The sequence below is a fragment of the Caulobacter sp. FG7 genome (assembly GCF_057808875.1).
Window position 1 is genome coordinate 42,843 of record NZ_JBMDIW010000029.1, and the last position, 21,135, is coordinate 63,977.

Consider the following 21,135-nt stretch of genomic DNA (forward strand, 5'->3'; position numbering starts at 1 on the left):
AGTGAAAACCTCACCCTGAACCTGTCGAAGGGCGGGGTTTTCGCCTCCCAGGCCTCTACGCCCTCCTGCGCACGCCCTTGCCCAGGCCGATCTGCTTGGCGAAGTCGGAGCGACGCGCGGCATAGGCCGGCGCGACCATCGGATAGTCCGACGGCAGGCCCCATTTGCGGCGGTAGTCCTCGGGGCTCATGTCGTAGTGCGAGCGCAGGTAGCGCTTGAGCATCTTCAGCTTCTTGCCGTCCTCGAGGCAGACGATGTAGTCGTGCTGCACCGAGCGCGAAACGGGCACTGCGGGCTTCTGCTTCTCGGCGGGCTTGGCGGCGACCGGTTCGCCGTGCAACCCCAGCAGCGCTCCGTGCACGGTGCGGATCAGGTCGGGGACGGCTGTCTGGGAAATCTTGTTCTGGCCGACATAGGCCGCGACGATGCTCGCGCTCAGCGCCAGCAGATCGGTGTCGTCCGTCATGTCCGACCCCGTCTCGTCGTGTGAAGCCGCCATACGCATCCCGCCCGTTCTGTTCGTTTGCACTAAAAAACGCTCGGCGCAGCGGCAACACCCCGCCGAGGTTCGTCACCAACGCATGGTTATCGTCGCGGTTCCGTCATTGATCGTGGCGCGAAGGGCGCTAAAGAGAGCGCCGTCGACTCCCTCGCGGGAGCGCGCCGCCCAAAGCCCAGCCGCCCGCCCCAAGGAGCTGCCGATGACGACCACCACCGACCTGACCAAGTTCTTCGGCGCCGATCTCGCGACCGCCGACCGCGACATCTTCGATCGCATTGGTCGGGAGCTGGGTCGTCAGCAGAACCAGATCGAACTGATCGCCTCGGAAAACATCGTCTCGAAGGCGGTGCTGGAGGCCCAGGGCTCGATCCTGACCAACAAGTACGCCGAAGGCTATCCGGGCAAGCGCTACTACGGCGGTTGCGAGTACGTCGACGAGATCGAGACCATCGCCATCGAGCGCGCCAAGCAACTGTTCGGCGCGGCCTTCGCCAACGTCCAGCCGCACTCGGGCTCGCAGGCCAACCAGTCGGTGTTCATGTCGCTCCTGCAGCCGGGCGACACCTTCATGGGCATGGACCTGGCCGCCGGCGGCCACCTGACCCACGGCTCGCCCGCCAACCAGTCGGGCAAGTGGTTCAAGCCGGTGTCCTACACCGTGCGCCAGCAGGACCAGCTGATCGACTACGACAACGTCGCCGAGGTCGCCCAGCGCGAGAAGCCCAAGCTGATCATCGCCGGCGGCAGCGCCTACAGCCGCGAGATCGACTTCGCCCGCTTCCGCGAGATCGCCGACAGCGTCGGCGCCTACCTGATGGTCGACATGGCCCACTTCGCGGGCCTGGTGGCTGGCGGCGTGTTCCCCAATCCCGTCCCGCACGCCCACGTCGTCACCACCACCACCCACAAGACCCTGCGCGGCCCGCGCGGCGGCATGGTGCTGACCAACGACGAAGCCATCATCAAGAAGGTCAACTCGGCCGTGTTCCCCGGCCTGCAAGGCGGCCCGCTGGAGCACGTCATCGCCGCCAAGGCCGTGGCCTTCGGCGAGGCCCTGCAACCCTCGTTCAAGGAATACGCCGCCCAGATCATCGCCAACGCCAAGGCCCTGGCCGACGCGCTGGGCAAGTCGGGCGTCAACATCGTCTCGGGCGGCACCGACAGCCACCTGATGCTGGTCGACCTGCGTCCCAAGGGCGTGACCGGCCGCGACGCCGAGCACAGCCTCGAACGCGCCCACATGACCTGCAACAAGAACGGCGTGCCGTTCGACACCGCGCCGTTCACGATCACCTCGGGCATCCGCCTGGGCACGCCGGCCGGTACCACCCGCGGCTTCAAGGAAGCCGAGTTCACCCGCGTGGGCGAGCTGATCGGCGAGGTCGTCAACGGCCTGGCCGCCAGCGGTCCGGAAGGCAACGCCGCGGTCGAGGCCAAGGTGCGCGAGGAAGTGCTGGCCTTGACGGCTCGGTTCCCGATCTACAACTAATGGCCTAAGGCCGCAGGGGAGGGCCCAAGATCATGCGCTGCCCATTCTGCGGCCACGCCGAAAGCCAGGTGAAGGACAGCCGCCCGTCGGAAGACGGCGCGGCCATCCGCCGTCGCCGCCTTTGCCCGGAGTGCGGCGGCCGCTTCACGACCTTCGAGCGCGTCCAGCTTCGTGAGCTGATTATCGTCAAGCGGTCGGGCCGTCGCTCGCCGTTCGACCGCGACAAGCTGATGCGCTCGATCTCGCTGGCCACCCGCAAGCGGCCCATCGAGGGCGAGCGGGTCGAGCGGATGGTCAACGGCATCGTTCGCCAGCTGGAAAGCCAGGGCGAGACCGAGCTTCAGTCGTCGGTCGTCGGCGAGATGGTCATGAAGGCCCTGAAATCGCTCGATGATGTAGCCTATGTCCGCTACGCCTCGGTTTATCGCGATTTCCGGGAGACCAGTGATTTCGCGAAGTTTTTGGGCGAAGAAGGCTTGAGCGACGTCGCCGAAGACGAGCTATAGGCGCATCCTACGATTCGTTTTTTCGGGTCGACGTGTGACGGCCCAGTGAGGCCTCCCGTCCGCCCAGGAGTTCAGAGGCATATGGTGGAAGACAGGATTCGTCTGCTGATCGTCGAGGGGCGCCGTTATTCGGGCCTGTCGGACGCGCTGCTGGCCGGCGCCGTGCAGGCGATCGAGGCTCAGGGGGCGGAGTACGAGGTCGTCACCGTTTCCGACGCCCTGCAGATCCCGGCCGCCATCGCCATCGCCGAGGAGGCCGGCAAGGGCCCGTCGGGCGTGCGCTACGACGGCTACATCGCGCTGGGCGTGGTCGTGCGCGGCGAGACCTACCACTTCGAAATCGTGTCCAACGAGACCGCCCGGGGCCTGCAGGACCTGGCCGTCGGAAAAAGGTTGGCCATTGGTTACGGCGTGTTGACGGTTGATGACGAGGATCAGGCCTGGAATCGCGCGCGCCTCTCGCAGGGCGACCGCGGGGGCCAAGCCGCTCGGGAATGCCTGGAGATCGTGGGTTTGAAGCGTCAGCTGTCGGGACAAGCGCGATGAGCAAGCGCATCCAGCCCCGTTCCGTTTCGCGTCTGGCGGCCGTGCAGGCCCTCTACCAGATGGAAGTCTCCGGCGCCGGCGTCGACGCCGTCGTGCGCGAGTTCTCCGAACACCGCTTCGACCGCGCCGTCGAGGACACCGAAGGCGCCCAGCTGGCCCAGGCCGACGAGACCTTCTTCGCCGACCTGGTAAAGGGCGTCGTCTCCAAGCAGGCGATCATCGACCCGGCCATCGTGCGCCGCCTGGCCTCGGGCTGGAAGCTTGAGCGCCTGGACGCCACCGCCCGTGCCGTGTTGCGCGCCGGCGCCTACGAGCTGATGAACCGCCCGGACGTTCCGACCGAGGTGGTGATCGACGAGTACGTCGAGATCGCCAAGTCGTTCTTCGAGGGGCCGGAAGCCGGCTTCATCAACGGCGCCCTGGACGCCATCGCGCGTGACGCCCGAGTCTGACGACGACTGGTTCGACGATCCCGCCCCGGCCGTAGCGCCGGCGGCGGAGGACGACGAGTCGTGGTTCGACGACGTCCCTCCGGCGGCCGCGCCGTCGGGTCCGGACGAGTTCGAGCTGATCGCGACCCACCTGCGTCCGCTGACCAACGGCGACCCCGTCGCGCTCGACCTGCTGGACGATGCGGCGGTGCTGCCCTCGCGTCCCGGCTATGACCTGGTGATCACCAAGGACGCCATGGTCGCGGGCGTGCACTTCCTGGCCGGCGAGGATCTCGACATCGTCGCCCGGCGGCTGCTGCGCACCAATCTTTCCGACCTGGCGGCCAAGGGCGCCGAGCCTTACGGCTATTTCCTGGCCGTCGGCTGGCCTTCGGGCACGACCGTCGAGGATCGCGAGACCTTCGCCCGCGGTCTGGCCGAGGACGGCCAGGCCTTCGGTGTCAACCTGCTGGGCGGCGACACCGTCACCACCTCCGGCGCTCTGGTCGTCTCGGCCACCCTGCTGGGCTGGGTCCCGCAAGGCGCGGCCGTCCTGCGCCGCGGCGCCAAGGCGGGAGACCGGCTGATGGTTTCCGGCAGCATCGGCGACGGCTGGCTTGGCCTGCTGGCCCACTGGGGCGAGGTCGAGGATCCCGACGGCGGCCTCGTGCGCCGCTATCGCACGCCCGCGCCGCGCCTGGCCCTGCGCGAGGCCCTGCGCCAGTTCGCCCACGCCGCCGCCGACGTCTCCGACGGCCTGCTGGCCGACGCGGGCCACATCGCCAAGGCCAGCGGCCTGCAGGTCAAGGTCGACCTCGACCGGCTGCCGCTGTCGACCGGCGCCCGCAAGTGGCTGGAAGCCCAGCCCGAGCGCGGCGAAGCCCGCATGTCCCTGGCTTCGGGCGGCGACGACTACGAGGTCGTCTGCGCCGTGCCCGCCGCCGACGTCGCCGCCTTCCAGGCCGCCGCCTTCGCCGCCGGCCTGCCGGTGCGCGACATCGGCGAGTTCGTCGAAGGGGAGGGCGTGGCCGCCCTGTTCAAGGGCAAGGACATCACGCCCCAACGCCTGGGCTGGCTGCACGGTTAGCGGGTCGGTTCCGCTCGGTAGCGAAACCTCAAGCCTTCTCGGTTAACAGGCGGGCATGACCTCGACCGCTCTGTCCCGTCGCGCCGTCCTGGCGCTCGCCGCGCCGCTGGCGCTGTGCGCCGCGCCCGCCTTCGCCTCCGGCAAGGAGAAGAAGAAGGAAGGCGGCGAGGGCGAGAAGGAGAAGGAAGATCCGGTGATCAAGCTGGGCTCGATGGCCCTGCCGATCGTCGCCGAGGGACGCCTGATAAACTACATCTTCGTCGAGCTGTCGCTGACCCTGCCGCCGACGGGCGACGTCACCGCCTTCGCCGGCAAGGAGCCGCTGCTGCGCGACGCCTTGGTGCGCGCGGCCCACAAGCAGCCGCTGAACAAGCCCGGCAGCTACGTGCTGCTCGACGAGGGCAAGGTGAAGGCCATCGTCATGCGCGAGGCCGTCGCCCTGGTCGGCAAGGGCAAGGTCGCCGCGGTGACCATCGGCAAGCAGACCCCGCGAAACTTCGTGCCGTTCCCCAAGGCTGCGCCGAAGGCCGCCGCCAAGCCGGCTCCGCCGCCCGCCGATTCGGCCCCGATCATTCCCTGAAGCTTCGCGAACGCCGTTCTCGCAAGCGGTTGCGCGCTAGGCTTGTGGATGTCAGTGTTTCCCCCTGGCGCCGATGTCGGGGCCAGATCAGGGAGCTTCGAGGGGGAGTGAGGCCCTAAGGCCCGCCCGCCGCTCCTGGCCTGGGGCGGTCGTCAATGCGCCATGGTCAGGAACCGCGACCCCTCGTGATTGAAACACGAAGGGGCACAATACCCATGAGTTCTTGGCTTTACGTAGCCATCGGCGCCGGGCTTCTGGCGGTGCTGTATGGCGCGGTTCAGACCGCCAGGCTTTTGAAGGCCTCGCCGGGCGATGCGAAGATGCAGGAAATCGCCGCGGCCATTCAGGAAGGCGCCCAGGCCTATCTGAACCGTCAGTATACGACCATCGCCATCGTCGGCGTCGTGGTCGTGGCTTTGCTCGCGTTCTTCTTCAAGGGCTGGGAGCAGCCCGTCGGCTTTGCGCTGGGCGCGATCCTGTCGGGCCTGGCGGGCTTCGCCGGCATGCTGATCTCGGTGCGCGCCAACGTCCGCACCGCCCAGGCCTCGTCCGAGGGGCTGGGCAAGGGCCTTTCGATGGCGTTCACCTCAGGCGCGGTCACTGGCATGCTGGTGGCGGGCTTCGCGCTGATCGGGGTGGCGGGCTATTTCGCCCTGCTGCTGTCGGTCGGGCATGAGGGCACCGACCGCGTCGTCATCGACTCGCTGGTGGCGCTGGGCTTCGGCGCGTCCTTGATCTCGATCTTCGCCCGTCTGGGCGGCGGCATCTTCACCAAGGGCGCCGACGTGGGCGGCGACCTCGTCGGCAAGGTCGAGGCGGGCATCCCCGAGGACGACCCCCGGAACGCCGCGACCATCGCCGACAACGTGGGCGACAACGTCGGCGACTGCGCCGGCATGGCCGCCGACCTGTTCGAGACCTACGCGGTGACCACGGTGGCCACCATGGTGCTGGCGGCGATCTTTTTCACCGGCACCGACGTCGTCGGTTCGATGATGCTGCTGCCGCTGGCCATCTGCGCGGTCTGCATCGTCACCTCGATCATCGGCGCCTTCTTTGTTCGCCTGGGCAAGAAGAACAACATCATGGGGGCCCTCTATCAGGGCCTGATCGTCACCGGGCTCCTGTCGATCCCGGCCGTTTGGTGGGTGATCCATCAACTGGTGCCGACCTCGATCGAGCTCGACGGCCGCCTGTTCACCGCGAACAACCTGTTCTACTGCGGCCTCGTGGGCCTGGCGGTGACGGCGCTGATCGTGGTGATCACCGAGTATTATACCGGCACGGGCTTCCGTCCGGTGAAGTCGGTGGCCCAGGCGTCGGTGTCCGGTCACGGCACCAACGTCATCCAGGGCCTGGCCATGTCGCTGGAGTCCACGGCCCTGCCGGCCCTGACGATCATCGTCGGCATCGTGGTGACCTACAACCTGGCGGGCCTGTTCGGCATCGCCATCGCCACCACCACCATGCTGTCGCTGGCCGGCTTCATCGTCGCGCTGGACGCCTTCGGTCCGGTCACCGACAACGCGGGCGGCATCGCCGAGATGGCCGGTCTGCCGCCGGAAGTCCGCGTCACCACCGACGCCCTCGACGCGGTCGGCAACACCACCAAGGCCGTGACCAAGGGCTACGCCATCGGTTCGGCGGGGCTGGGGGCGCTGGTGCTGTTCGCGGCCTATACCGAGGACCTGAAGTTCTTCTCCGAGAACGCCGCTCCCGGCAGCTTCTTCGACGGCATGGGGGCGGTCAGCTTCGACCTGTCCAACCCCTATGTCGTGGTCGGCCTGCTGTTCGGCGGCCTGCTGCCGTTCCTGTTTGGGGGTCTGTCGATGACCGCCGTCGGCCGCGCGGCCGAGTCGGTGGTGGCCGAGGTTCGTCGCCAGTTCCGCGACAACCCGGGCATCATGACCTACGAGACCAAGCCCGAATACGGCAAGGCGGTCGACATCCTGACCAAGGCCGCCATCCGCGAGATGATCGTGCCTAGCCTGCTGCCGGTGGTTTCGCCGGTGGTGCTGTTCTTCGTCATCAACGCCATCGCCGGCAAGGTCGACGCCTTCGCCAGCCTCGGCGCCATGCTGATGGGGGTGATCGTCACCGGCCTGTTCGTCGCTATCTCGATGACCAGCGGCGGCGGCGCATGGGACAACGCCAAGAAGGTGATCGAGGAAGGCTTCACCGACAAGGACGGCGTCCTGCACAAGAAAGGTGGCGACACCCACAAGGCCGCCGTCACCGGCGACACCGTCGGCGACCCCTACAAGGACACCTCGGGTCCCGCCGTGAACCCGATGATCAAGATCACCAACATCGTGGCCCTGCTGCTTCTGGCGGTGCTGGCGCACGGCTGATCGGCGGCTCGACCTACCTTGCGCGCCCCGGGGGCTTGGGCCTCCGGGGCGTTTGCCGTTTCAGGCGGAAGGGGCGGGGAGGCGCGTCAGCGCCCAGTCCTCAGCCTCGCATTCGAATGCCTCGTCGCGGAAGTAGAACAGGAAGCGGCGTGCGCCGCTTCCGGCCGCGCTTTCCCAATCAAGGGCGTCTTGTGCAATGGCGCCGACGATCTCGTAGAACTCGCCCCAGGCCGGCGCGACGCCGGCGAAGCGTCCGCGGCCCGCGAACCATGCCTCGTCGTTGGTCGGATCGAGCCGCCAGCGGCGGCAAGAGCGGAAGGTCAGGATCCCGACCTCGTCGTCTTCGGCCTCGTATGCATAGGGATTGAGCAGGAAGCTCAGCCGAACGACGTCGCCGTCGACGGCGACCTTCGGGCAGGGCGCGTTCGGCTCGGCGTTCCAGTCCGGATTGAGGTGCAAGAAGACTGGCCGGCTCGCCTGTTCCTGCGCGTTCGTCATTTGGATGCCCCCAGAAGTCGGTCGGGGATCAATAGACCTCTTCGGGATCGAAGTCGTAGGCGCCTTCCGCCTCGCCGCCCAGGGCCGTCGGCGTGGGCTGGGCCCCGCGCCGGTCGTCGCCGGTGAAGTCGTGGTCGATGCGGCGTCGCCGGCAAGGGCCGAAATAGGCCTCGGTCCGCACGAAATCGCGCGGATTGTTGATGACCTCGTTGATGCGGTGCATCACCCCGCGCGCCGTCAGCGGCTTGGCCAGGAACTCGGTCACCCCGGCCATCCGCGCCTCGTCGAGGCTGCGGCGGGTGGCGTGGCCGGTCATCATGATGATCGGCGCGTACGGGTTGGGGCTGGCCTGCGAGTTGCGGATCCAGTGCACGAACGACAATCCGTCCACCGGCTGCATCATCAGGTCGGTGAATACGATGTCGACCTCGCGTTCGGAAAACAGCTTCAGGCCCTCGACGCCGTCGCCGGCCTCGAGAATGCGCCGCACCCCAGCGGACTTCAGGATCGCGGACAGGATGCCGCGCATGTTGGCGTTGTCGTCGACGATAAGCATCGTCAACGCCCGCAGATCGAGCGCGCTCACGACCTTCTCCCCCAGAGCAACCGACGCCAGGGTTGGGGCCCTGACGCCGATCAGACGGGAAGGTTGTGACGGGCGTGCTTGAGAAAACGTTGATGCGGCGACAAAAAGTCGCACGAAATCACACGCTTATGGTCAAGCTTCGGTAAGGTTGAAGTGTCGGTTAACCGACTTAGGTCGTCAGCCTAGCGACGGTCGCCGGGACGGGTGCCGGGCACGCCTTCGTCGTCCTGGGGCAGCATGCCGCCGCGACCGACGGTGCCGAGCAGCTGCTCGAGCACGGTCATCTCGCGACCGCGGGTCGGGGTCTCGCGCCCGTTGTAGGCGATGACCTTGCCGTCCTTCAGGGTGAAGGTGTCGACCGAGGCGACCTTCTCGTCGGCGGTGTTGAACTTGATGGCCACGACGTCGCGCTTGATCACGCGCGGCTTGTAGAAGGCCACGCGGTCGGTGGTCTGCGAGATGTAGTACCAGGCGTCGTTGTCGAAGGTGGAGACCGCGGACGGCGAGCCCAGCTTCTCGCGGACGGTGGACTTGCTGTCCTCGCCCACCTTCATGTCGGCCGGCTTGGCCTCGATGGCCTGGAAGCCCGAATAGCTCGTCAGCGGCGTGCAGCCTCCGACGACGGCGGCGAGGCCGATGGCGGCGGCGGCGAAAACGGCGGGGCGAGACATTGAGGCTCCGGAACCGGAAGAAGGCTGGACTTTGACCTATCGCCCGCGCGGGCTTAGTTCAATGGCCCGCGTGGATGCTCAGGCCATCTATTGGCGGCTCGCGGCGAAATAGAGGCGTGGAATGTTTCTGGATTGGCTACTCAAGCCCAGGCCCGCGACGCTGGCGGGGGAAAAGCTCTATGCAGCGGCGACGGCCCAGGCCCGATCCTCGCGATTCTATGAGCAGCTGGGCGTTCGCGACTCGATGGAGGGGCGGTTCGAGCTCTTTACCCTGCATGTGGTGCTGGTGATCGAACGCCTGAAAGGGCAGGGCGAGGCCGCCGCCGAGACCTCGCAGGCGGTGTTTGATTCCTACGTCCGCGGTCTCGACGACGCCTTCCGCGAGATCGGCGTGTCCGACACCGCCGTCGGCAAGAAGATGAAGAAGCTGGCCGGCGCCTTCTATGGCCGGCTGAAGACCTACGACGAGGCCTTCGCGACGCTGCCGGACGCCGCCGAACTCGACGCCGCCCTGGCCCGCACCGTTTTCGAAGAGCGGGGCGAGGGTGACGTGGCGTCCGTTAGCGCCTATGTGCGGTCCGCGCGCGAAGCTCTGGCGGAGCAGTCGCTGGACGCCTTGCTGAACGGAGAAGTGCAATGGCCGAACGTCTGATCGATCCCTGGCCCTGCACCGTCACCCTGGCCCGCGTCGACCGTGGCGGGGTGGACCTGAAGCTCGCGCCGGACGAAACCGTGCGCAAGGCCATCGCCAAGCAACTGGGCCTGGTGTCGCTGGATCAGCTGGAAGCCCAGGTCTATCTGCGCTCGTGGATGGACGGCGCCGAGGTGTCGGGCGTGCTGCGCGCTCGTGTCGTCCAGACCTGCGGCGTCACCAGCGAGGATTTCGAGACCCCCATCGACGCGCGCTTCAGCCTGCACGTCCTGCCGGCCAACAGCGAGCACGCGCCTCAGGACGAGGGGGGCGAACTGGGCCTCGACCCGGACGGCGACGATCCGCCCGACGTGCTGGAAGGCGAGACGATCGACGTCTCCGGCTATGTCATCGAACACTTGGCGCTGGAGCTCGACCCGTTCCCCCGCAAGCCGGGCGCGGTGTTCGTGCAACCGCCCGAACCGGTTGAGCTTTCTCCCTTCGCGGCCCTGAAGGGGCTTAAAACGAAGGGCGACGAGGGCTGAGTTGGCCCTTACGCCTTCCGGCGTGATATCACGCCGGGGAATCATCGGCCGCGTCGCGACCGTCTAAGGAGTCGATAGCGCCTCGTGCCCAAGCCTGTAGTCATCTCGATCGACGCCATGGGCGGGGATCACGGTCCGTCCGTGGTCGTTCCGGCGCTGGAGATCGCGGCCAAGACCCTGCCCGACGTGCGCTTCCTGGTGCACGGCGACGAGGTCGCGCTGAACGCCGAGCTGGCGCGCGCGCCGGCCGCGCGGGCGGTCTGCACCGTCGTCCATACCGACAAGTCCATCGCCATGGACGAAAAGCCCGCCCAGGCCATGCGCCGGGGCAAGGGCTCGAGCCTCTGGAACGCCGTCGAGGCGATCCGCTCCGGCGAAGCCGCCGCCTGCGTCTCGGCGGGCAACACCGGCGCCCTGATGGCGATCTCCAAGCTGATCCTGCGCATGAGCGCGGATCTGGAACGCCCCGCCATCGTCGCCTCCTGGCCGACCATGAAGGGGATCTCGGCGGTGCTGGACGTCGGCGCCAATGTCGAGAGCGACGCCGAGCAGCTGGTCGAGTTCGCCATCATGGGCGCGGCCTTCCACCACGCCGTGCACGGCTCGGTGCGCCCGACCGTCGGCCTGCTCAATGTCGGCTCCGAGGAGCAGAAGGGCCACGAGGAGGTGCGCGAGGCGCATCGCATCCTGCAGGACAGCCCGCACTTCGACTTCGACTATCGCGGCTTCGTCGAGGGCACCGACATCGCCTACGGCACCGTGGACGTGGTCGTCACCGACGGCTTCACCGGCAATGTCGCCCTGAAGACCGCCGAGGGCCTGGCCCGGTTCTTCGGCAATGAGATCAAGCAGACCCTGACCGCCGGCCCGCTGGCCATGCTGGGCGCGCTGATCGCCTCGGGCTCGCTGAAGAAGATGAAGCAGCGCCTGGATCCCGGCCGGGTCAACGGCGGGCCGTTGCTGGGCCTCAACGGGATCGTGGTGAAGAGCCACGGCGGCGCCGATTCCAATGGCTTCGCCTCGGCCGTGCGTGTGGCCGTGGACCTCGCGCGCAGCGACTTCACCGCCGAGATCGATCGTAATCTGAAGCGTCTGACCGCGGAAAAAGACCAAGCGGCCAAGGACGACGGCGCAGGCAGCGCCGAAACCCAGGGAGCCGCCGAGTGAGCGTAGTTCGCAGCGTGGTGACCGGCGTCGGGGCCTACCTGCCGCCGCAGATCGTCACCAACGAAGACCTGTCGAAGATCGTCGACACCTCCGACGAGTGGATCATCGAGCGCACGGGCATCCGCCAGCGCCACAAGGCCGCCGACGATCAGGCCGTGTCCGACCTGGCCGTGGAAGCGGCCAAGCAGGCGCTGGAACGGGCCGGCAAGACCGCCGCCGACGTCGACCTGATCATCGTGGCCACCACGACGCCCGACCTGACCTTCCCGGCCACCGCCACCATCGTCCAGCGCAAGCTGGGCGCGGGCGTCGGCATCGCCTTCGACGTCCAGGCCGTGTGCTCGGGCTTCGTCTACGCCCTGTCGGTGGCCGATGGCTTCATCGCCCGCGGCAACGCCAAGTGCGCGCTGGTGATCGGCGCCGAGGCCATGACCCGCCTGATGGACTGGACCGACCGCGGCACCTGCGTGCTGTTCGGCGACGGCGCCGGCGCGGTGGTGCTGGAGCCGCAGGAAGGCGAGGGGACCACGGCCGATCGCGGCATGCTGGGCTTCGCCCTGCGTGCCGACGGCACCAAGCAGGAGTTGCTCTATGTCGACGGCGGTCCGTCGACTACGGGCACGGTCGGCAAGCTGCGGATGCTGGGCAACCAGGTCTTCAAGCACGCGGTGATCAACATCTCCGAGGCCATCCACGCCGCCGCCGAGAAGGCGGGCGTGAGCGTGCCCGAGGTCGATTGGTTCATCCCGCACCAGGCCAACCAGCGAATCCTGCAGGGCGTGGCCAATCGCTGCGGCATCGACGAGGAAAAGGTGATCTCGACGGTGGCGCTGCACGCCAACACCTCGGCCGCCTCGATTCCCCTGGCCTTCGCCCACGGGGTCGCGGACGGCCGGATCAAGCCGGGCGACCTGCTGCTGCTCGAGGCGATGGGCGGCGGCCTCACGTGGGGCGCCTGCGTCCTGCGCCTTTGATGGTCACGGAGCAAGCTTGACCTTGGGTTGGCGCACGGCCTGCTTCAGCATATGAAGTATCCGGCTTGACCCTTTGACTTCATGCGGTATTCGCGGCATGCAGTCTCAAGTTGACGAGGTCTTGTCGCGCGATATCGGGGCTTTCGTGCGCCCCCTTTCGCAAGGCGGGCCGATTGGCGCGGACTGTGCTGAGTTCGCGCATTTGAAGCGTATAGGGGGCGTTATGAAGGGTTCGACTCTGACCCGGGCTGACCTCTGCGAGGCCGTCCACGAGGAAGTAGGCCTGACTCGTCAGGACTGCGCCGGTCTCGTCGAGCGCACCCTGGATCTCGTGGCCGAGGCGCTTGAGAAGGGCGAGACGGTCAAGCTTTCCGGGTTCGGCGTCTTCCAGGTCCGCGAGAAGCGGGCCCGGATGGGGCGCAATCCCAAGACCGGCGAGCCGGCCGAGATCGAGCCGCGCCGCGTCATCGGCTTCAGGGCCTCCCAGGTGATGAAGGCGCGCATCGACAGCGCTCTGGACGACTAAGGAGTCCGTGCGGTGGCGAAGGGGCCGAACGCCTTCCGCACGATTTCAGAGGCCGCCGAGGAGCTCGGCGTCCCCCAGCACGTACTGCGTTTCTGGGAGACCAAGTTTTCTTTCATCCGCCCGATGAAGCGGGCCGGCGGGCGGCGTTTCTATCGCCCGCAGGACATCGCCGTGCTGAACGGCGTGCGCGCGCTGCTGCACGCCGAGGGCTACACCATCAAGGGCGTCCAGAAGCTGCACCGCGAGCAGGGCGTGTCGCACGTCATCGCCGCGGGCCTGGGTCAGAACGGCGCGGCCTTCCTCGAATCTCCGATCGTCGACGCGTTCGGCGATTCGACCGGTTCGGCGGCGCCCAGCCCCGAGCAACGTCGTCGGCTGACCGAAGCGCTCGACGACCTCACCAGCATCAAGGCCCGGCTGGACTGGCTTTTGACCCGTTCTTGAGGACTGTGGAAAACGCTCAGATTTCCGATTGCCGAGGCGAGGAGCGGCGCCTATAAGGGCGCTCCTTCCGCGTCGGAGCGTGGCGCAGCCTGGTAGCGCACTTGACTGGGGGTCAAGGGGTCGCAGGTTCGAATCCTGTCGCTCCGACCATTCTCTCCTTCGGAGAGAAGATTGCGGAAGAAACGCAAAGGCCGCCCTTCGGGGCGGCCTTTTTCGTTTCCGGATTATCGCTGGCCGACGTCCAGAGGTTTGTCCGCCTTGCCCATCCAGGTGATCAGCGGGATGACGGGCAGGACCCAGCCCATGCCCAGCGCCACGAAATAGATCAGGTGCACGGCGCGGTTCATGGGCAGGTGGTCGTAGAGGCTGGTGAAAGCCCAGATCCAGCCGAGCAGGATCGCGACCACGCCGAGCGAACCGATCAGCTTGCGCAGGCGCGCCGGAATGAGGGGAGCGCTCACGCGGATCTCCGGAAGAGGCCAAGGACGGCCAGGAACAGGGTGGCGCCGACGGCCGAGACCGCCAGGCTGCCGAGAAAGCCGGGAATCGCCAGGTGCAGGCGCTGGGCGATGAAGGCGCCGATGAACGAGCCGATCACGCCGATCAGCAGCTTGATGAACAGGCTGTGGCGACGGGCCAGGGCCAGATCCGCGATCCAGCCGGCCAGGATGCCGATCACCACGGCGCTGAACACGCCTACGCCGCTCATTGCACTTCCCCCTGGAACGCGCTGCGCCCCCGCAGCGGGGTCACCATGCCACGACCAGTCGTGCGCGTCATGGTTCCCTTAAGGCGACCGCAGGCATGGACAGCGGAGCTGTGGCGGGGGTAGGGGTCTAGCCGCCCCATTTAGGCCCAGAACAGGCGTTTTTTCGGCTTCATGACTTCCTTCCTGCGTTCCGACCGTTCCGGCCCCGTGGCCATCTGGCTGTTCGTCGTGGCGGTGCTGGTCTTCGCCATGGTCGTGGTCGGCGGCGCCACGCGCCTGACCGACTCGGGTCTGTCGATCACCCAGTGGAAGCCGATCATGGGCGCGCTGCCGCCGATGTCGGAGGAGGCCTGGCGAGCCAATTTCGAGCTCTACAAGCAGATTCCCCAGTACCACCTGGTGAACCCCGACATGACCCTGGAGGCCTACAAGGGCATCTTCTGGTGGGAGTGGGCGCACCGACTGCTGGGCCGCGTGGTCGGGATCGCCTTCGCGGTTCCGTTCGCCTTCTTCCTGGTGCGCCGAATGCTGCCGCGCCGCCTGATCTGGCGCTGCGGAGCCATGCTGGCCTTGGGCGGCCTGCAGGGGCTGGTGGGCTGGTGGATGGTCTCTTCGGGCCTTTCCGAACGGGTCTCGGTCGCGCCCGAGCGGCTGATGGTCCACCTGGGCCTGGCGCTGGCTCTCTTCGTGCTGCTGATCTGGACGGCGCTGGACGCCTGGAACGGCGCGCCGCGCGTCGAGGAGCGCAGCGACTGGCGCGGCTGGGCCCTGGGCTTCCTGGGCGCGGTGTTCTTCCAGAGCCTGCTGGGCGCGCTGGTGGCCGGCAACGACGCCGGCCTCGTCTACAACGACTGGCCGCTGATGAACGGCGCGCTGCTGCCCGACCAGTATGCCGGCCACGGGCTCTGGGGCACGCTGGCCCACAGCCAGGGCGCGGTTCAGCTTCATCACCGCCTGATGGCCTACGCCGTCTTCGCCGCCGCGATCGTCATCGCCGTAGGGGCTGCTCGCGCCCGTCGCCTGCCGCATGAGGCCAAGATCACTGCCTACGTTCTGCTGGGCGTGGTGACGCTGCAGGCGGGACTGGGCGTCTGGACCCTGATGGCCGCCGTGCCGCTGAGTCTGGGCGTCCTGCACCAGGCCGGCGCGGCCGTGCTGCTGGGCGCGGCCACCGCCTTCGCCTGGCGCGTCCGTCGGCCGTAATCAATCTCCGAGAAATCCCCGCGGAAGCGGGGACCCAGGTGTTTTATCGTCGAGCGCCGCTGGTTTCAGAAAAGCCTGGGCCCCCGCTTCCGCGAGGGTTTTACGGGAGACGGTCAGCCCTTCGCTTCAGCCCATTTCTACGGCGCTCGAAGAACTGTCACGAAACTCCAGCAGAGCACGCGCGACGTCCCTGCTGGAGACTGCCCCGTGATCCGCGCTTCCTCGTTCCTGGCCGGCGTCTGCGCCCTGGCCCTGCTGCCCGCCTTCGCCCACGCCGCCGACGCCTCGCCGGCGCAGGCGGCCGACCCGTACTACAAGGCTGGCCAGGCGGCGCTGGCCAGGGCCATGGCGGTGACCCCCAACACCGGCCGGGCCAAGAACGTCATCCTGTTCCTCGGCGACGGCATGGGCATCTCCACCGCCGTGGCCGGCCGGATCTGGCAAGGCCAGCAGAAGGGCGTGGACGGCGAGTCCAACGCCCTGTCGTTCGAGACGCTGCCCTTCACCGCGCTCTCCAAGACCTACAGCCACGACACCCAGGTCACCGACAGCGCCGCCGGCATCACCGCCATCACCACCGGCGTGAAGACCCGTAACAAGGTCATCGGCCTGACCGGCGAGGCCAAGCCCGAGAGTTGCGCCAGCGAGGCGGGGACCCGCGTCGCCACCATCGCCGAGATCGCCAAGGCCCACGGCCTGTCGGCCGGCGCGGTCACCAACACCCGCATCACCCACGCCACGCCCGCCGGGACCTTCGCCCACACCGCCTATCGCGACTGGGAAGCCGACGCCGACATGCCGGCCGAAGCCCTGTCCGGCGGCTGCAAGGATATCGCCCGCCAACTGGTCGAGGCGCCTGCCAACTTGCGTCTCGACGTCGCCCTGGGCGGCGGCCGTTCCCGCTTCCTGCCCGAGGCCAAGGGCGGCAAGCGCGCCGACGGCCGCGACCTGACCGCCGAGTGGACCAAGGCCAAGGGGGCGGCCTACGTCGCGACCGCCGATCAGCTGAAGGCCGTCGATCCGGCCAGGACCGGCCCGCTGCTGGGCCTCTTCGCCGGCGAGCACCTGCCTTACGAGGTCGAGCGCGCCCAGAGCGGGCAGGGCGTGCCGACCCTGGCCGAGATGGCGACCAAGGCCGTCGACGTGCTGTCCCAGAACCCCAAGGGCTACTTCCTGCTGGTCGAGGGCGGCAAGATCGACATGGGCAGCCACCTCAACAACGCCAAGCGCACCCTGACCGAGACGGCCGCCTTCTCCGACGCTGTCCAGGCCGTGCTCGACAAGGTCGACCTGAAGGACACCCTGGTCATCGTCACCGCCGACCACAGCCATGGCCTGGTGATCTCGGGCTACGCCGCGCGCAACGCCCCGATCCTGGGCCTGGCCGGCAACGAGGGCGAACCGGTCGTGGCCGGCGACGGCAAGGCCTACACGGTGCTCAGCTTCGCTACCGGTCCCGGCGGCGTCGAAGGGAACAATCTGCGCGCCGACCCGGCCAAGGAAGACCTCGACGAAGACGACTACCACCAGCAGGCCGTGGCTCATCTGCCCAGCGCCGCCCATGCCGGCGAGGACGTCGGGGTCTATGCAGACGGCCCGGGCGCCTATCTCGTCCGCGGCGTGGTCGAGGAGAGCTACGTCTTCCAGGTCATGCGCCACGCCTTCGGCTTCGACAGGGCCAAGTAGACGCGGCAAACCCTTACCGCAGAAGGGGCGGGCGCTGGTCTGGCGTCCGCCCCTTTTCTTTGCATGGCGTATGGGATCAAATGATGCGGTATTTAGATACCGCATCGCTCAACCCCTTGCTCTACAAGGCTTTCCGAACTTTCCTACGTGCGCATTGTTGACAGGCGGCGAACCCTTGGGTATCAGCCGCCCCTCACGCGGACGGATCCAATCCCTTGGCTCCCGACGCACAAGAATTACGGATCAATCCCATGCAAAAGACCACGGCTTCCCTGAAGCCCGCCGAGGTCGAGAAGAAGTGGATCGTGGTCGACGCCAAGGACGCCGTTGTCGGCCGTCTGGCGACGTTCATCGCCATGCGTCTTCGCGGCAAGCACCGTCCTGACTACACCCCGCACGTCGACTGCGGCGACTTCGTCGTCGTGATCAACGCCGACAAGGTGAAGTTCACCGGCAAGAAGCTGGACGACAAGGTTTACTACCGTCACACCGGTCACCCGGGCGGCATCAAGGAAACCACCCCGCGCAAGGTGCTGGGCGGTCAATTCCCCGAGCGCGTCCTGAACAAGGCCGTCGAGCGCATGCTGCCGAAGGAGAGCCCGCTGGCTCGCAAGCAGCTGACGCACCTGCTGGTCTACGCCGGCGCTGAGCACCCGCACCAAGCGCAAAGCCCGGAAGTCATCGACTTCGCCGCGCGCAACGTCAAGAACACCCGGAGCGCCTAAGTCATGTCCGAAGCTCAAGGTTTTGACGCGCTGGCCGGCCTGTCCAGCAACCCGCAAGCGGCCGCTCCGGCCGAGCCGAAGATCGACGCTCAAGGCCGCTCGTACGCGACCGGCAAGCGCAAGAACGCCATCGCGCGCGTCTGGATCAAGCCGGGCACCGGCAAGATCACGGTCAACGGCCGCGACCAGGAAGTCTACTTCGCTCGCCCCGTGCTGCGCATGATGATCGCCCAGCCGCTGCAAGTGACCGAGCGTCTCGGCCAGTTCGACGTCGACGTCACCGTCGAAGGTTCGGGCCTGTCGGGTCAAGCCGGCGCCATCCGTCACGGCCTGTCCAAGGCCCTGACCTACTACGAACCGGCCCTGCGCCCGGTCCTGAAGCCGCACGGCTTCCTGACCCGCGACAGCCGCGTCGTCGAGCGTAAGAAGTACGGCAAGGCCAAGGCCCGCCGCAGCTTCCAGTTCTCGAAGCGCTAAGCGCGTCGTCGCACGCGTTTTGGAAGAGGGCGCTTCGGTCATCCGAAGCGCCCTTTTTCTTGTGAATTCCGATCGGGCCGGACAGCGCCCGAACGCATGCGCCGGTCATATGGCGCTGCAAGACTGGGCCCGACACAAAGCGGCCCAGGCCGAGGAGTTGGCATCATGGCGAACACCCCCAAGGTCTTCATCGACGGCGAAGTCGGCACCACCGGCCTGCAGATCCGCGAGCGCCTGATCGGCCGCACCGATCTGCAGCTGATCTCGATCGATCCCGACAAGCGCAAGGACCCGGTCGCCCGCGCCGAGATGCTGAACGCCGCCGACGCGGTGATCCTGTGCCTGCCCGACGATGCGGCCAAGGAAGCCGTCGGTCTGATCGAGAACCCGCTGGTCAAGGTGATCGACGCCTCGACGGCCTACCGCACCAACGCCGACTGGACCTACGGCTTCCCCGAGCTCGACAAGGAGCAGCGCAAGAAGATCGCGGCTTCGAAGCGGATCTCGAACCCGGGCTGCTACGCCACCGGCGCCATCGCCCTGACCCGACCGCTGGTCTCGGCCGGCCTGCTGTCGTCCGACCTGCCCATCTCGTTCAACGCCGTCTCGGGCTACACCGGCGGCGGCAAGGCGATGATCGCCGAGTTCGAGGACGAGACCTCGCCGAACTACACCAAGGCCGCTTACCGCATCTACGGCCTGTCTCTGACCCACAAGCACGTGCCGGAGATCCAGAAGCACGGGGGTCTGCTGACCCGCCCGATCTTCACCCCGGCCGTCGGCCGCTACGCGCAGGGCATGCTGGTCGAGCTGCCGCTGCATCTTGGCCTGCTGGAAGGCTCGTGCTCGCTGGGCGACCTCCACGCCGCGCTCGCCGCCCACTACAAGGGCGAGAGCTTCGTCGAGGTGGCTTCGCTGGACGAGGCCAAGTCGATGGCCACCCTCGACCCCGAGGGGCTGAACGGCACCAACCGCCTGAAGCTGTTCGTATTCGGCTCCGACACCAGCGGCCAGGCCCGCCTGGTGGCCCTGCTCGACAACCTGGGCAAGGGCGCCTCGGGCGCGGCGGTGCAGAACCTCAACCTGGCCCTGGGCCTGGACGAGAAGGCTGGGCTCTAGAAACAAGACCCTCTCCCTATGGGAGAGGGGCCTTTACGCCCGCCAGCGGTAGTGCCCGGCCGGCTTGTGCAGCTTGAAGATCCACAGCGCCTCTTCGCGGGCGCCAGCGCCGATGTTGTGCACCACGCGCACCTTGTTGGGGCCCTGCACGACCACGCCGATGTGCGGGCGGCCGTTGCCGAACAGTCGCCAGGTCAGCACGTCGCCGGGCAGGGGATCGGCAAAGCCGTCGCCAGAACGCGCGTCCTGGCTGGCGCGCAGCTTCGCGCCCTGGCGGTCGAGATAGGTCTCCAGGTTCAGCACCCGCCGGTGGTCTATGTTGGCGTCGGCGCTTTTCTGGCCCCAGGCGCGCCTGGCCGGATAGGCCGAGAAGGCGCGAACCATGTCGGCATGCACGCGCTCCTGCAGGTCGATGTTCCAGGCGTCGCGCGCGGCTCGCACCAGCACGTCGGCGCAGACGCCGGTCGAGCGCAGCACGTCGCCCCGCGGATAGCCGATCGCGCGATAGCTGGGATCGTAGTCCAGGGTCACGCCGATCTGGGTGCGGGCCGCCTGGGCCAGTTTCAGGCCGTCGCCGCGCGCGGCCGCGCCCAGCCAAGGGGCGGCGGCCAGCAGGCTCAGCGCTGTGCGACGAGAGAGATCGAGCATGGCGACAAGCTCCGCCGTGATCGGGGCGAGTTTTGGGCGAACGCCGGTCTTGCTGGTGTCAAATTTCATCCAGAAGGCGAGGGCCTGGTCCTTCGGCGGCGAGTGAGTCGCGTGGATTGCGCAGCGGGCACGAGGTCAGCGACAGGCAGCCGCAGCCGATGCAGTCGTCCAACTGGTCGCGCAACTGGGTCAGGCGACGGATGCGGGCGTCGAGATCATCGCGCCAGGCCGCCGACAGGTCGCGCCAGTTCTCCTGGCTGGGCGCGCGGTCGTCGGGCAGGGCGGCGAGGGCCTGCTTGATCTCGTTCAGCGGCATGCCGGTGCGCTGGGCCACCTTGATCACCGCCACCCGCCGCAGCATGCCGCGCGGATAGCGCCGCTGGTTGCCCTCGGTGCGCAGGCTGCGGATCAGGCCCTTGGCCTCGTAGAAGTGCAGGGCCGACACCGCCACGCCTGCGCGCTTGGCCAGTTCGCCGACGCTCAGCGTCTGGAAGGCGGAAGGGCAGTCTGACATGGCGCTTGACCTCAAGTTTGCTTGAGGTTTTACAGGAGGAGCTCCGCAACCGGCAACGCCTTCCTGGAGCGCCTCCTCATGACCTTCGCCGCCGCCACGACCGCCGTCGCAGCCGCCGCTGTCGCCAGCCCCGTCGAGCCTAGGGCGGCCCGCCCCGAGCCAGTGGTCAACATCAGCGTCATCCGTCCGAGGGCCGGCCAGTTCGAGGCCTTCCTCGAGCTGCAACTGGCCCAGCACCTGCGCCTGCGCGGCCAGGTGAAGGGCCTGCGCGGCGCGCGGCTGTTTCGCTCAGAGCAGGGGCTGGTGCTGATCTCGGTGTTCGACACCCAGGCGGACGCCGACCTCTTCCGCGAGGATCCGCGCTTCACCGAACACATGGCCCGTGTGCGCCCGCTGATCGAGAAGTCCGAGGCGGGCGTATTCGCCGAGGCCTACGCGGTGGGGATGGTGTAGCCGCCTTCGGCGGCCCCCTCCGGCCCTCCGGGCCACCTCCCCCAGAGGGGGAGGATCTATTGGCGTC

27 protein-coding genes and 1 tRNA gene are annotated in these 21,135 nt (G+C 67.7%); 20 read left to right on the plus strand and 8 right to left on the minus strand.

Going from position 1 to position 21,135, the window contains the following annotated elements; genetic code table 11:
• Positions 1 to 55: 55 nt before the first annotated feature.
• On the minus strand, positions 56 to 499 hold the full coding sequence (locus ACODR1_RS20240; protein WP_488882067.1) for a Ros/MucR family transcriptional regulator: 444 nt from the start codon (positions 497 to 499) through the stop codon (positions 56 to 58).
• Positions 500 to 701: 202 nt separating this feature from the next.
• Here ACODR1_RS20240 and glyA point away from each other — a divergent pair, with 202 nt between their 5' ends.
• The 7 genes from glyA to ACODR1_RS20275 all read left to right on the plus strand — a co-directional run bounded on the left by glyA (position 702) and on the right by ACODR1_RS20275 (position 7,492).
• Positions 702 to 1,991 carry a serine hydroxymethyltransferase gene (gene glyA, locus ACODR1_RS20245; protein WP_488882068.1) on the plus strand — a complete coding sequence of 430 codons (1,290 nt, stop codon included), beginning with the start codon at positions 702 to 704 and terminating at the stop codon, positions 1,989 to 1,991.
• Between the two features lie 32 nt (positions 1,992 to 2,023).
• On the plus strand, positions 2,024 to 2,497 hold the full coding sequence (gene nrdR, locus ACODR1_RS20250) for a transcriptional regulator NrdR (RefSeq protein ID WP_101714276.1): 474 nt from the start codon (positions 2,024 to 2,026) through the stop codon (positions 2,495 to 2,497).
• 81 nt (positions 2,498 to 2,578) lie between these two features.
• Positions 2,579 to 3,043 (plus strand): 6,7-dimethyl-8-ribityllumazine synthase, encoded by a 465-nt coding sequence (locus ACODR1_RS20255; protein WP_058346896.1) that lies wholly within the window; start codon positions 2,579 to 2,581, stop codon positions 3,041 to 3,043.
• Positions 3,040 to 3,495: a transcription antitermination factor NusB gene (nusB, locus tag ACODR1_RS20260; protein WP_101714274.1), complete on the plus strand. Its 456-nt coding sequence runs from the start codon at positions 3,040 to 3,042 to the stop codon at positions 3,493 to 3,495. Before ACODR1_RS20255 ends, nusB begins: the two co-directional genes overlap by 4 nt.
• A complete protein-coding gene (gene thiL, locus ACODR1_RS20265) occupies positions 3,479 to 4,561 on the plus strand; it encodes a thiamine-phosphate kinase (protein ID WP_488882069.1) in 1,083 nt (360 codons plus the stop codon). Before nusB ends, thiL begins: the two co-directional genes overlap by 17 nt.
• A gap of 55 nt (positions 4,562 to 4,616) precedes the next feature.
• Positions 4,617 to 5,141: a hypothetical protein gene (locus ACODR1_RS20270; RefSeq protein WP_488882070.1), complete on the plus strand. Its 525-nt coding sequence runs from the start codon at positions 4,617 to 4,619 to the stop codon at positions 5,139 to 5,141.
• A 215-nt stretch (positions 5,142 to 5,356) separates the two neighbouring features.
• Positions 5,357 to 7,492 (plus strand): sodium-translocating pyrophosphatase, encoded by a 2,136-nt coding sequence (locus tag ACODR1_RS20275; RefSeq protein WP_488882071.1) that lies wholly within the window; start codon positions 5,357 to 5,359, stop codon positions 7,490 to 7,492.
• A 60-nt stretch (positions 7,493 to 7,552) separates the two neighbouring features.
• Here the strand turns inward: ACODR1_RS20275 and ACODR1_RS20280 are convergent, their stop codons facing one another.
• The 3 genes from ACODR1_RS20280 to ACODR1_RS20290 form a co-directional block, all read right to left on the minus strand.
• A complete protein-coding gene (locus ACODR1_RS20280; protein ID WP_488882072.1) occupies positions 7,553 to 7,990 on the minus strand; it encodes a hypothetical protein in 438 nt (145 codons plus the stop codon).
• Positions 7,991 to 8,018: 28 nt separating this feature from the next.
• Positions 8,019 to 8,519 (minus strand): response regulator, encoded by a 501-nt coding sequence (locus tag ACODR1_RS20285; RefSeq protein ID WP_488882085.1) that lies wholly within the window; start codon positions 8,517 to 8,519, stop codon positions 8,019 to 8,021.
• 239 nt (positions 8,520 to 8,758) lie between these two features.
• A complete protein-coding gene (locus tag ACODR1_RS20290; protein WP_101719715.1) occupies positions 8,759 to 9,247 on the minus strand; it encodes an outer membrane protein assembly factor BamE in 489 nt (162 codons plus the stop codon).
• Positions 9,248 to 9,368: 121 nt separating this feature from the next.
• Here ACODR1_RS20290 and ACODR1_RS20295 point away from each other — a divergent pair, with 121 nt between their 5' ends.
• The 7 genes from ACODR1_RS20295 to ACODR1_RS20325 all read left to right on the plus strand — a co-directional run bounded on the left by ACODR1_RS20295 (position 9,369) and on the right by ACODR1_RS20325 (position 13,684).
• Entirely contained in the window at positions 9,369 to 9,899 is a 531-nt protein-coding gene (locus ACODR1_RS20295; RefSeq protein ID WP_488882073.1) for a ubiquinol-cytochrome C chaperone family protein, read from the plus strand.
• Positions 9,884 to 10,423 carry a YceD family protein gene (locus ACODR1_RS20300; RefSeq protein ID WP_488882074.1) on the plus strand — a complete coding sequence of 180 codons (540 nt, stop codon included), beginning with the start codon at positions 9,884 to 9,886 and terminating at the stop codon, positions 10,421 to 10,423. Before ACODR1_RS20295 ends, ACODR1_RS20300 begins: the two co-directional genes overlap by 16 nt.
• 84 nt (positions 10,424 to 10,507) lie before the next feature.
• Complete coding sequence (plsX, locus tag ACODR1_RS20305; protein WP_488882075.1) at positions 10,508 to 11,590, plus strand: phosphate acyltransferase PlsX; 1,083 nt, start codon at positions 10,508 to 10,510, stop codon at positions 11,588 to 11,590.
• Positions 11,587 to 12,564 (plus strand): beta-ketoacyl-ACP synthase III, encoded by a 978-nt coding sequence (locus tag ACODR1_RS20310; protein WP_488882076.1) that lies wholly within the window; start codon positions 11,587 to 11,589, stop codon positions 12,562 to 12,564. Before plsX ends, ACODR1_RS20310 begins: the two co-directional genes overlap by 4 nt.
• Positions 12,565 to 12,787: 223 nt before the next feature.
• On the plus strand, positions 12,788 to 13,090 hold the full coding sequence (locus ACODR1_RS20315; protein ID WP_058346906.1) for an integration host factor subunit alpha: 303 nt from the start codon (positions 12,788 to 12,790) through the stop codon (positions 13,088 to 13,090).
• A gap of 12 nt (positions 13,091 to 13,102) precedes the next feature.
• Positions 13,103 to 13,534: a MerR family transcriptional regulator gene (locus tag ACODR1_RS20320; protein ID WP_488882077.1), complete on the plus strand. Its 432-nt coding sequence runs from the start codon at positions 13,103 to 13,105 to the stop codon at positions 13,532 to 13,534.
• Between the two features lie 73 nt (positions 13,535 to 13,607).
• A tRNA-Pro gene (locus ACODR1_RS20325) sits at positions 13,608 to 13,684 on the plus strand.
• A gap of 74 nt (positions 13,685 to 13,758) precedes the next feature.
• On the opposite strand, the gene ACODR1_RS20330 is transcribed toward ACODR1_RS20325, so the two are convergent.
• The gene (locus ACODR1_RS20330) at positions 13,759 to 13,995 is read right to left on the minus strand and encodes a DUF2842 domain-containing protein (RefSeq protein ID WP_488882078.1); all 237 of its coding nucleotides are present in this window, start codon (positions 13,993 to 13,995) and stop codon (positions 13,759 to 13,761) included.
• Positions 13,992 to 14,243: a GlsB/YeaQ/YmgE family stress response membrane protein gene (locus tag ACODR1_RS20335; RefSeq protein WP_058346908.1), complete on the minus strand. Its 252-nt coding sequence runs from the start codon at positions 14,241 to 14,243 to the stop codon at positions 13,992 to 13,994. Before ACODR1_RS20335 ends, ACODR1_RS20330 begins: the two co-directional genes overlap by 4 nt.
• 171 nt (positions 14,244 to 14,414) lie before the next feature.
• On the opposite strand from ACODR1_RS20335, the gene ACODR1_RS20340 reads away from it, so the two are divergent.
• The 5 genes from ACODR1_RS20340 to argC all read left to right on the plus strand — a co-directional run bounded on the left by ACODR1_RS20340 (position 14,415) and on the right by argC (position 19,453).
• On the plus strand, positions 14,415 to 15,446 hold the full coding sequence (locus tag ACODR1_RS20340) for a COX15/CtaA family protein (RefSeq protein ID WP_488882079.1): 1,032 nt from the start codon (positions 14,415 to 14,417) through the stop codon (positions 15,444 to 15,446).
• Between the two features lie 207 nt (positions 15,447 to 15,653).
• Positions 15,654 to 17,132 carry an alkaline phosphatase gene (locus ACODR1_RS20345; protein WP_488882080.1) on the plus strand — a complete coding sequence of 493 codons (1,479 nt, stop codon included), beginning with the start codon at positions 15,654 to 15,656 and terminating at the stop codon, positions 17,130 to 17,132.
• Positions 17,133 to 17,383: 251 nt separating this feature from the next.
• Positions 17,384 to 17,857, plus strand: coding sequence for a 50S ribosomal protein L13 (rplM, locus tag ACODR1_RS20350; protein ID WP_116488812.1), 474 nt, complete (start codon positions 17,384 to 17,386; stop codon positions 17,855 to 17,857).
• A 3-nt stretch (positions 17,858 to 17,860) separates the two neighbouring features.
• Positions 17,861 to 18,334 carry a 30S ribosomal protein S9 gene (gene rpsI, locus ACODR1_RS20355; RefSeq protein ID WP_101714260.1) on the plus strand — a complete coding sequence of 158 codons (474 nt, stop codon included), beginning with the start codon at positions 17,861 to 17,863 and terminating at the stop codon, positions 18,332 to 18,334.
• 165 nt (positions 18,335 to 18,499) lie between these two features.
• The gene (gene argC / locus ACODR1_RS20360) at positions 18,500 to 19,453 is read left to right on the plus strand and encodes an N-acetyl-gamma-glutamyl-phosphate reductase (protein WP_488882081.1); all 954 of its coding nucleotides are present in this window, start codon (positions 18,500 to 18,502) and stop codon (positions 19,451 to 19,453) included.
• A gap of 33 nt (positions 19,454 to 19,486) precedes the next feature.
• On the opposite strand, the gene ACODR1_RS20365 is transcribed toward argC, so the two are convergent.
• Both ACODR1_RS20365 and soxR read right to left on the minus strand, forming a co-directional pair.
• The gene (locus ACODR1_RS20365; RefSeq protein ID WP_488882082.1) at positions 19,487 to 20,101 is read right to left on the minus strand and encodes a DUF1287 domain-containing protein; all 615 of its coding nucleotides are present in this window, start codon (positions 20,099 to 20,101) and stop codon (positions 19,487 to 19,489) included.
• Positions 20,102 to 20,159: 58 nt separating this feature from the next.
• Positions 20,160 to 20,615: a redox-sensitive transcriptional activator SoxR gene (gene soxR / locus ACODR1_RS20370; RefSeq protein WP_488882083.1), complete on the minus strand. Its 456-nt coding sequence runs from the start codon at positions 20,613 to 20,615 to the stop codon at positions 20,160 to 20,162.
• A gap of 78 nt (positions 20,616 to 20,693) precedes the next feature.
• Here soxR and ACODR1_RS20375 point away from each other — a divergent pair, with 78 nt between their 5' ends.
• A complete protein-coding gene (locus ACODR1_RS20375; RefSeq protein WP_488882084.1) occupies positions 20,694 to 21,068 on the plus strand; it encodes an antibiotic biosynthesis monooxygenase in 375 nt (124 codons plus the stop codon).
• Positions 21,069 to 21,135 lie beyond the last annotated feature (67 nt).

Excerpts from the sequence above, each read along its gene's own strand:
- ACODR1_RS20240 (WP_488882067.1), bottom strand. The coding sequence starts at position 499 with ATGGCGGCTTCACACGACGAGACGGGGTCGGACATGACGGACGACACC.
- glyA (WP_488882068.1), top strand. The coding sequence starts at position 702 with ATGACGACCACCACCGACCTGACCAAGTTCTTCGGCGCCGATCTCGCG.
- nrdR (WP_101714276.1), top strand. The coding sequence starts at position 2,024 with ATGCGCTGCCCATTCTGCGGCCACGCCGAAAGCCAGGTGAAGGACAGC.
- ACODR1_RS20255 (WP_058346896.1), top strand. The coding sequence starts at position 2,579 with ATGGTGGAAGACAGGATTCGTCTGCTGATCGTCGAGGGGCGCCGTTAT.
- nusB (WP_101714274.1), top strand. The coding sequence starts at position 3,040 with ATGAGCAAGCGCATCCAGCCCCGTTCCGTTTCGCGTCTGGCGGCCGTG.
- ACODR1_RS20270 (WP_488882070.1), top strand. The coding sequence starts at position 4,617 with ATGACCTCGACCGCTCTGTCCCGTCGCGCCGTCCTGGCGCTCGCCGCG.
- ACODR1_RS20275 (WP_488882071.1), top strand. The coding sequence starts at position 5,357 with ATGAGTTCTTGGCTTTACGTAGCCATCGGCGCCGGGCTTCTGGCGGTG.
- ACODR1_RS20280 (WP_488882072.1), bottom strand. The coding sequence starts at position 7,990 with ATGACGAACGCGCAGGAACAGGCGAGCCGGCCAGTCTTCTTGCACCTC.
- ACODR1_RS20285 (WP_488882085.1), bottom strand. The coding sequence starts at position 8,519 with ATGCGCGGCATCCTGTCCGCGATCCTGAAGTCCGCTGGGGTGCGGCGC.
- ACODR1_RS20290 (WP_101719715.1), bottom strand. The coding sequence starts at position 9,247 with ATGTCTCGCCCCGCCGTTTTCGCCGCCGCCGCCATCGGCCTCGCCGCC.
- ACODR1_RS20295 (WP_488882073.1), top strand. The coding sequence starts at position 9,369 with ATGTTTCTGGATTGGCTACTCAAGCCCAGGCCCGCGACGCTGGCGGGG.
- ACODR1_RS20300 (WP_488882074.1), top strand. The coding sequence starts at position 9,884 with ATGGCCGAACGTCTGATCGATCCCTGGCCCTGCACCGTCACCCTGGCC.
- ACODR1_RS20315 (WP_058346906.1), top strand. The coding sequence starts at position 12,788 with ATGAAGGGTTCGACTCTGACCCGGGCTGACCTCTGCGAGGCCGTCCAC.
- ACODR1_RS20335 (WP_058346908.1), bottom strand. The coding sequence starts at position 14,243 with ATGAGCGGCGTAGGCGTGTTCAGCGCCGTGGTGATCGGCATCCTGGCC.
- ACODR1_RS20340 (WP_488882079.1), top strand. The coding sequence starts at position 14,415 with ATGACTTCCTTCCTGCGTTCCGACCGTTCCGGCCCCGTGGCCATCTGG.
- rplM (WP_116488812.1), top strand. The coding sequence starts at position 17,384 with ATGCAAAAGACCACGGCTTCCCTGAAGCCCGCCGAGGTCGAGAAGAAG.
- rpsI (WP_101714260.1), top strand. The coding sequence starts at position 17,861 with ATGTCCGAAGCTCAAGGTTTTGACGCGCTGGCCGGCCTGTCCAGCAAC.
- argC (WP_488882081.1), top strand. The coding sequence starts at position 18,500 with ATGGCGAACACCCCCAAGGTCTTCATCGACGGCGAAGTCGGCACCACC.
- ACODR1_RS20365 (WP_488882082.1), bottom strand. The coding sequence starts at position 20,101 with ATGCTCGATCTCTCTCGTCGCACAGCGCTGAGCCTGCTGGCCGCCGCC.
- soxR (WP_488882083.1), bottom strand. The coding sequence starts at position 20,615 with ATGTCAGACTGCCCTTCCGCCTTCCAGACGCTGAGCGTCGGCGAACTG.
- ACODR1_RS20375 (WP_488882084.1), top strand. The coding sequence starts at position 20,694 with ATGACCTTCGCCGCCGCCACGACCGCCGTCGCAGCCGCCGCTGTCGCC.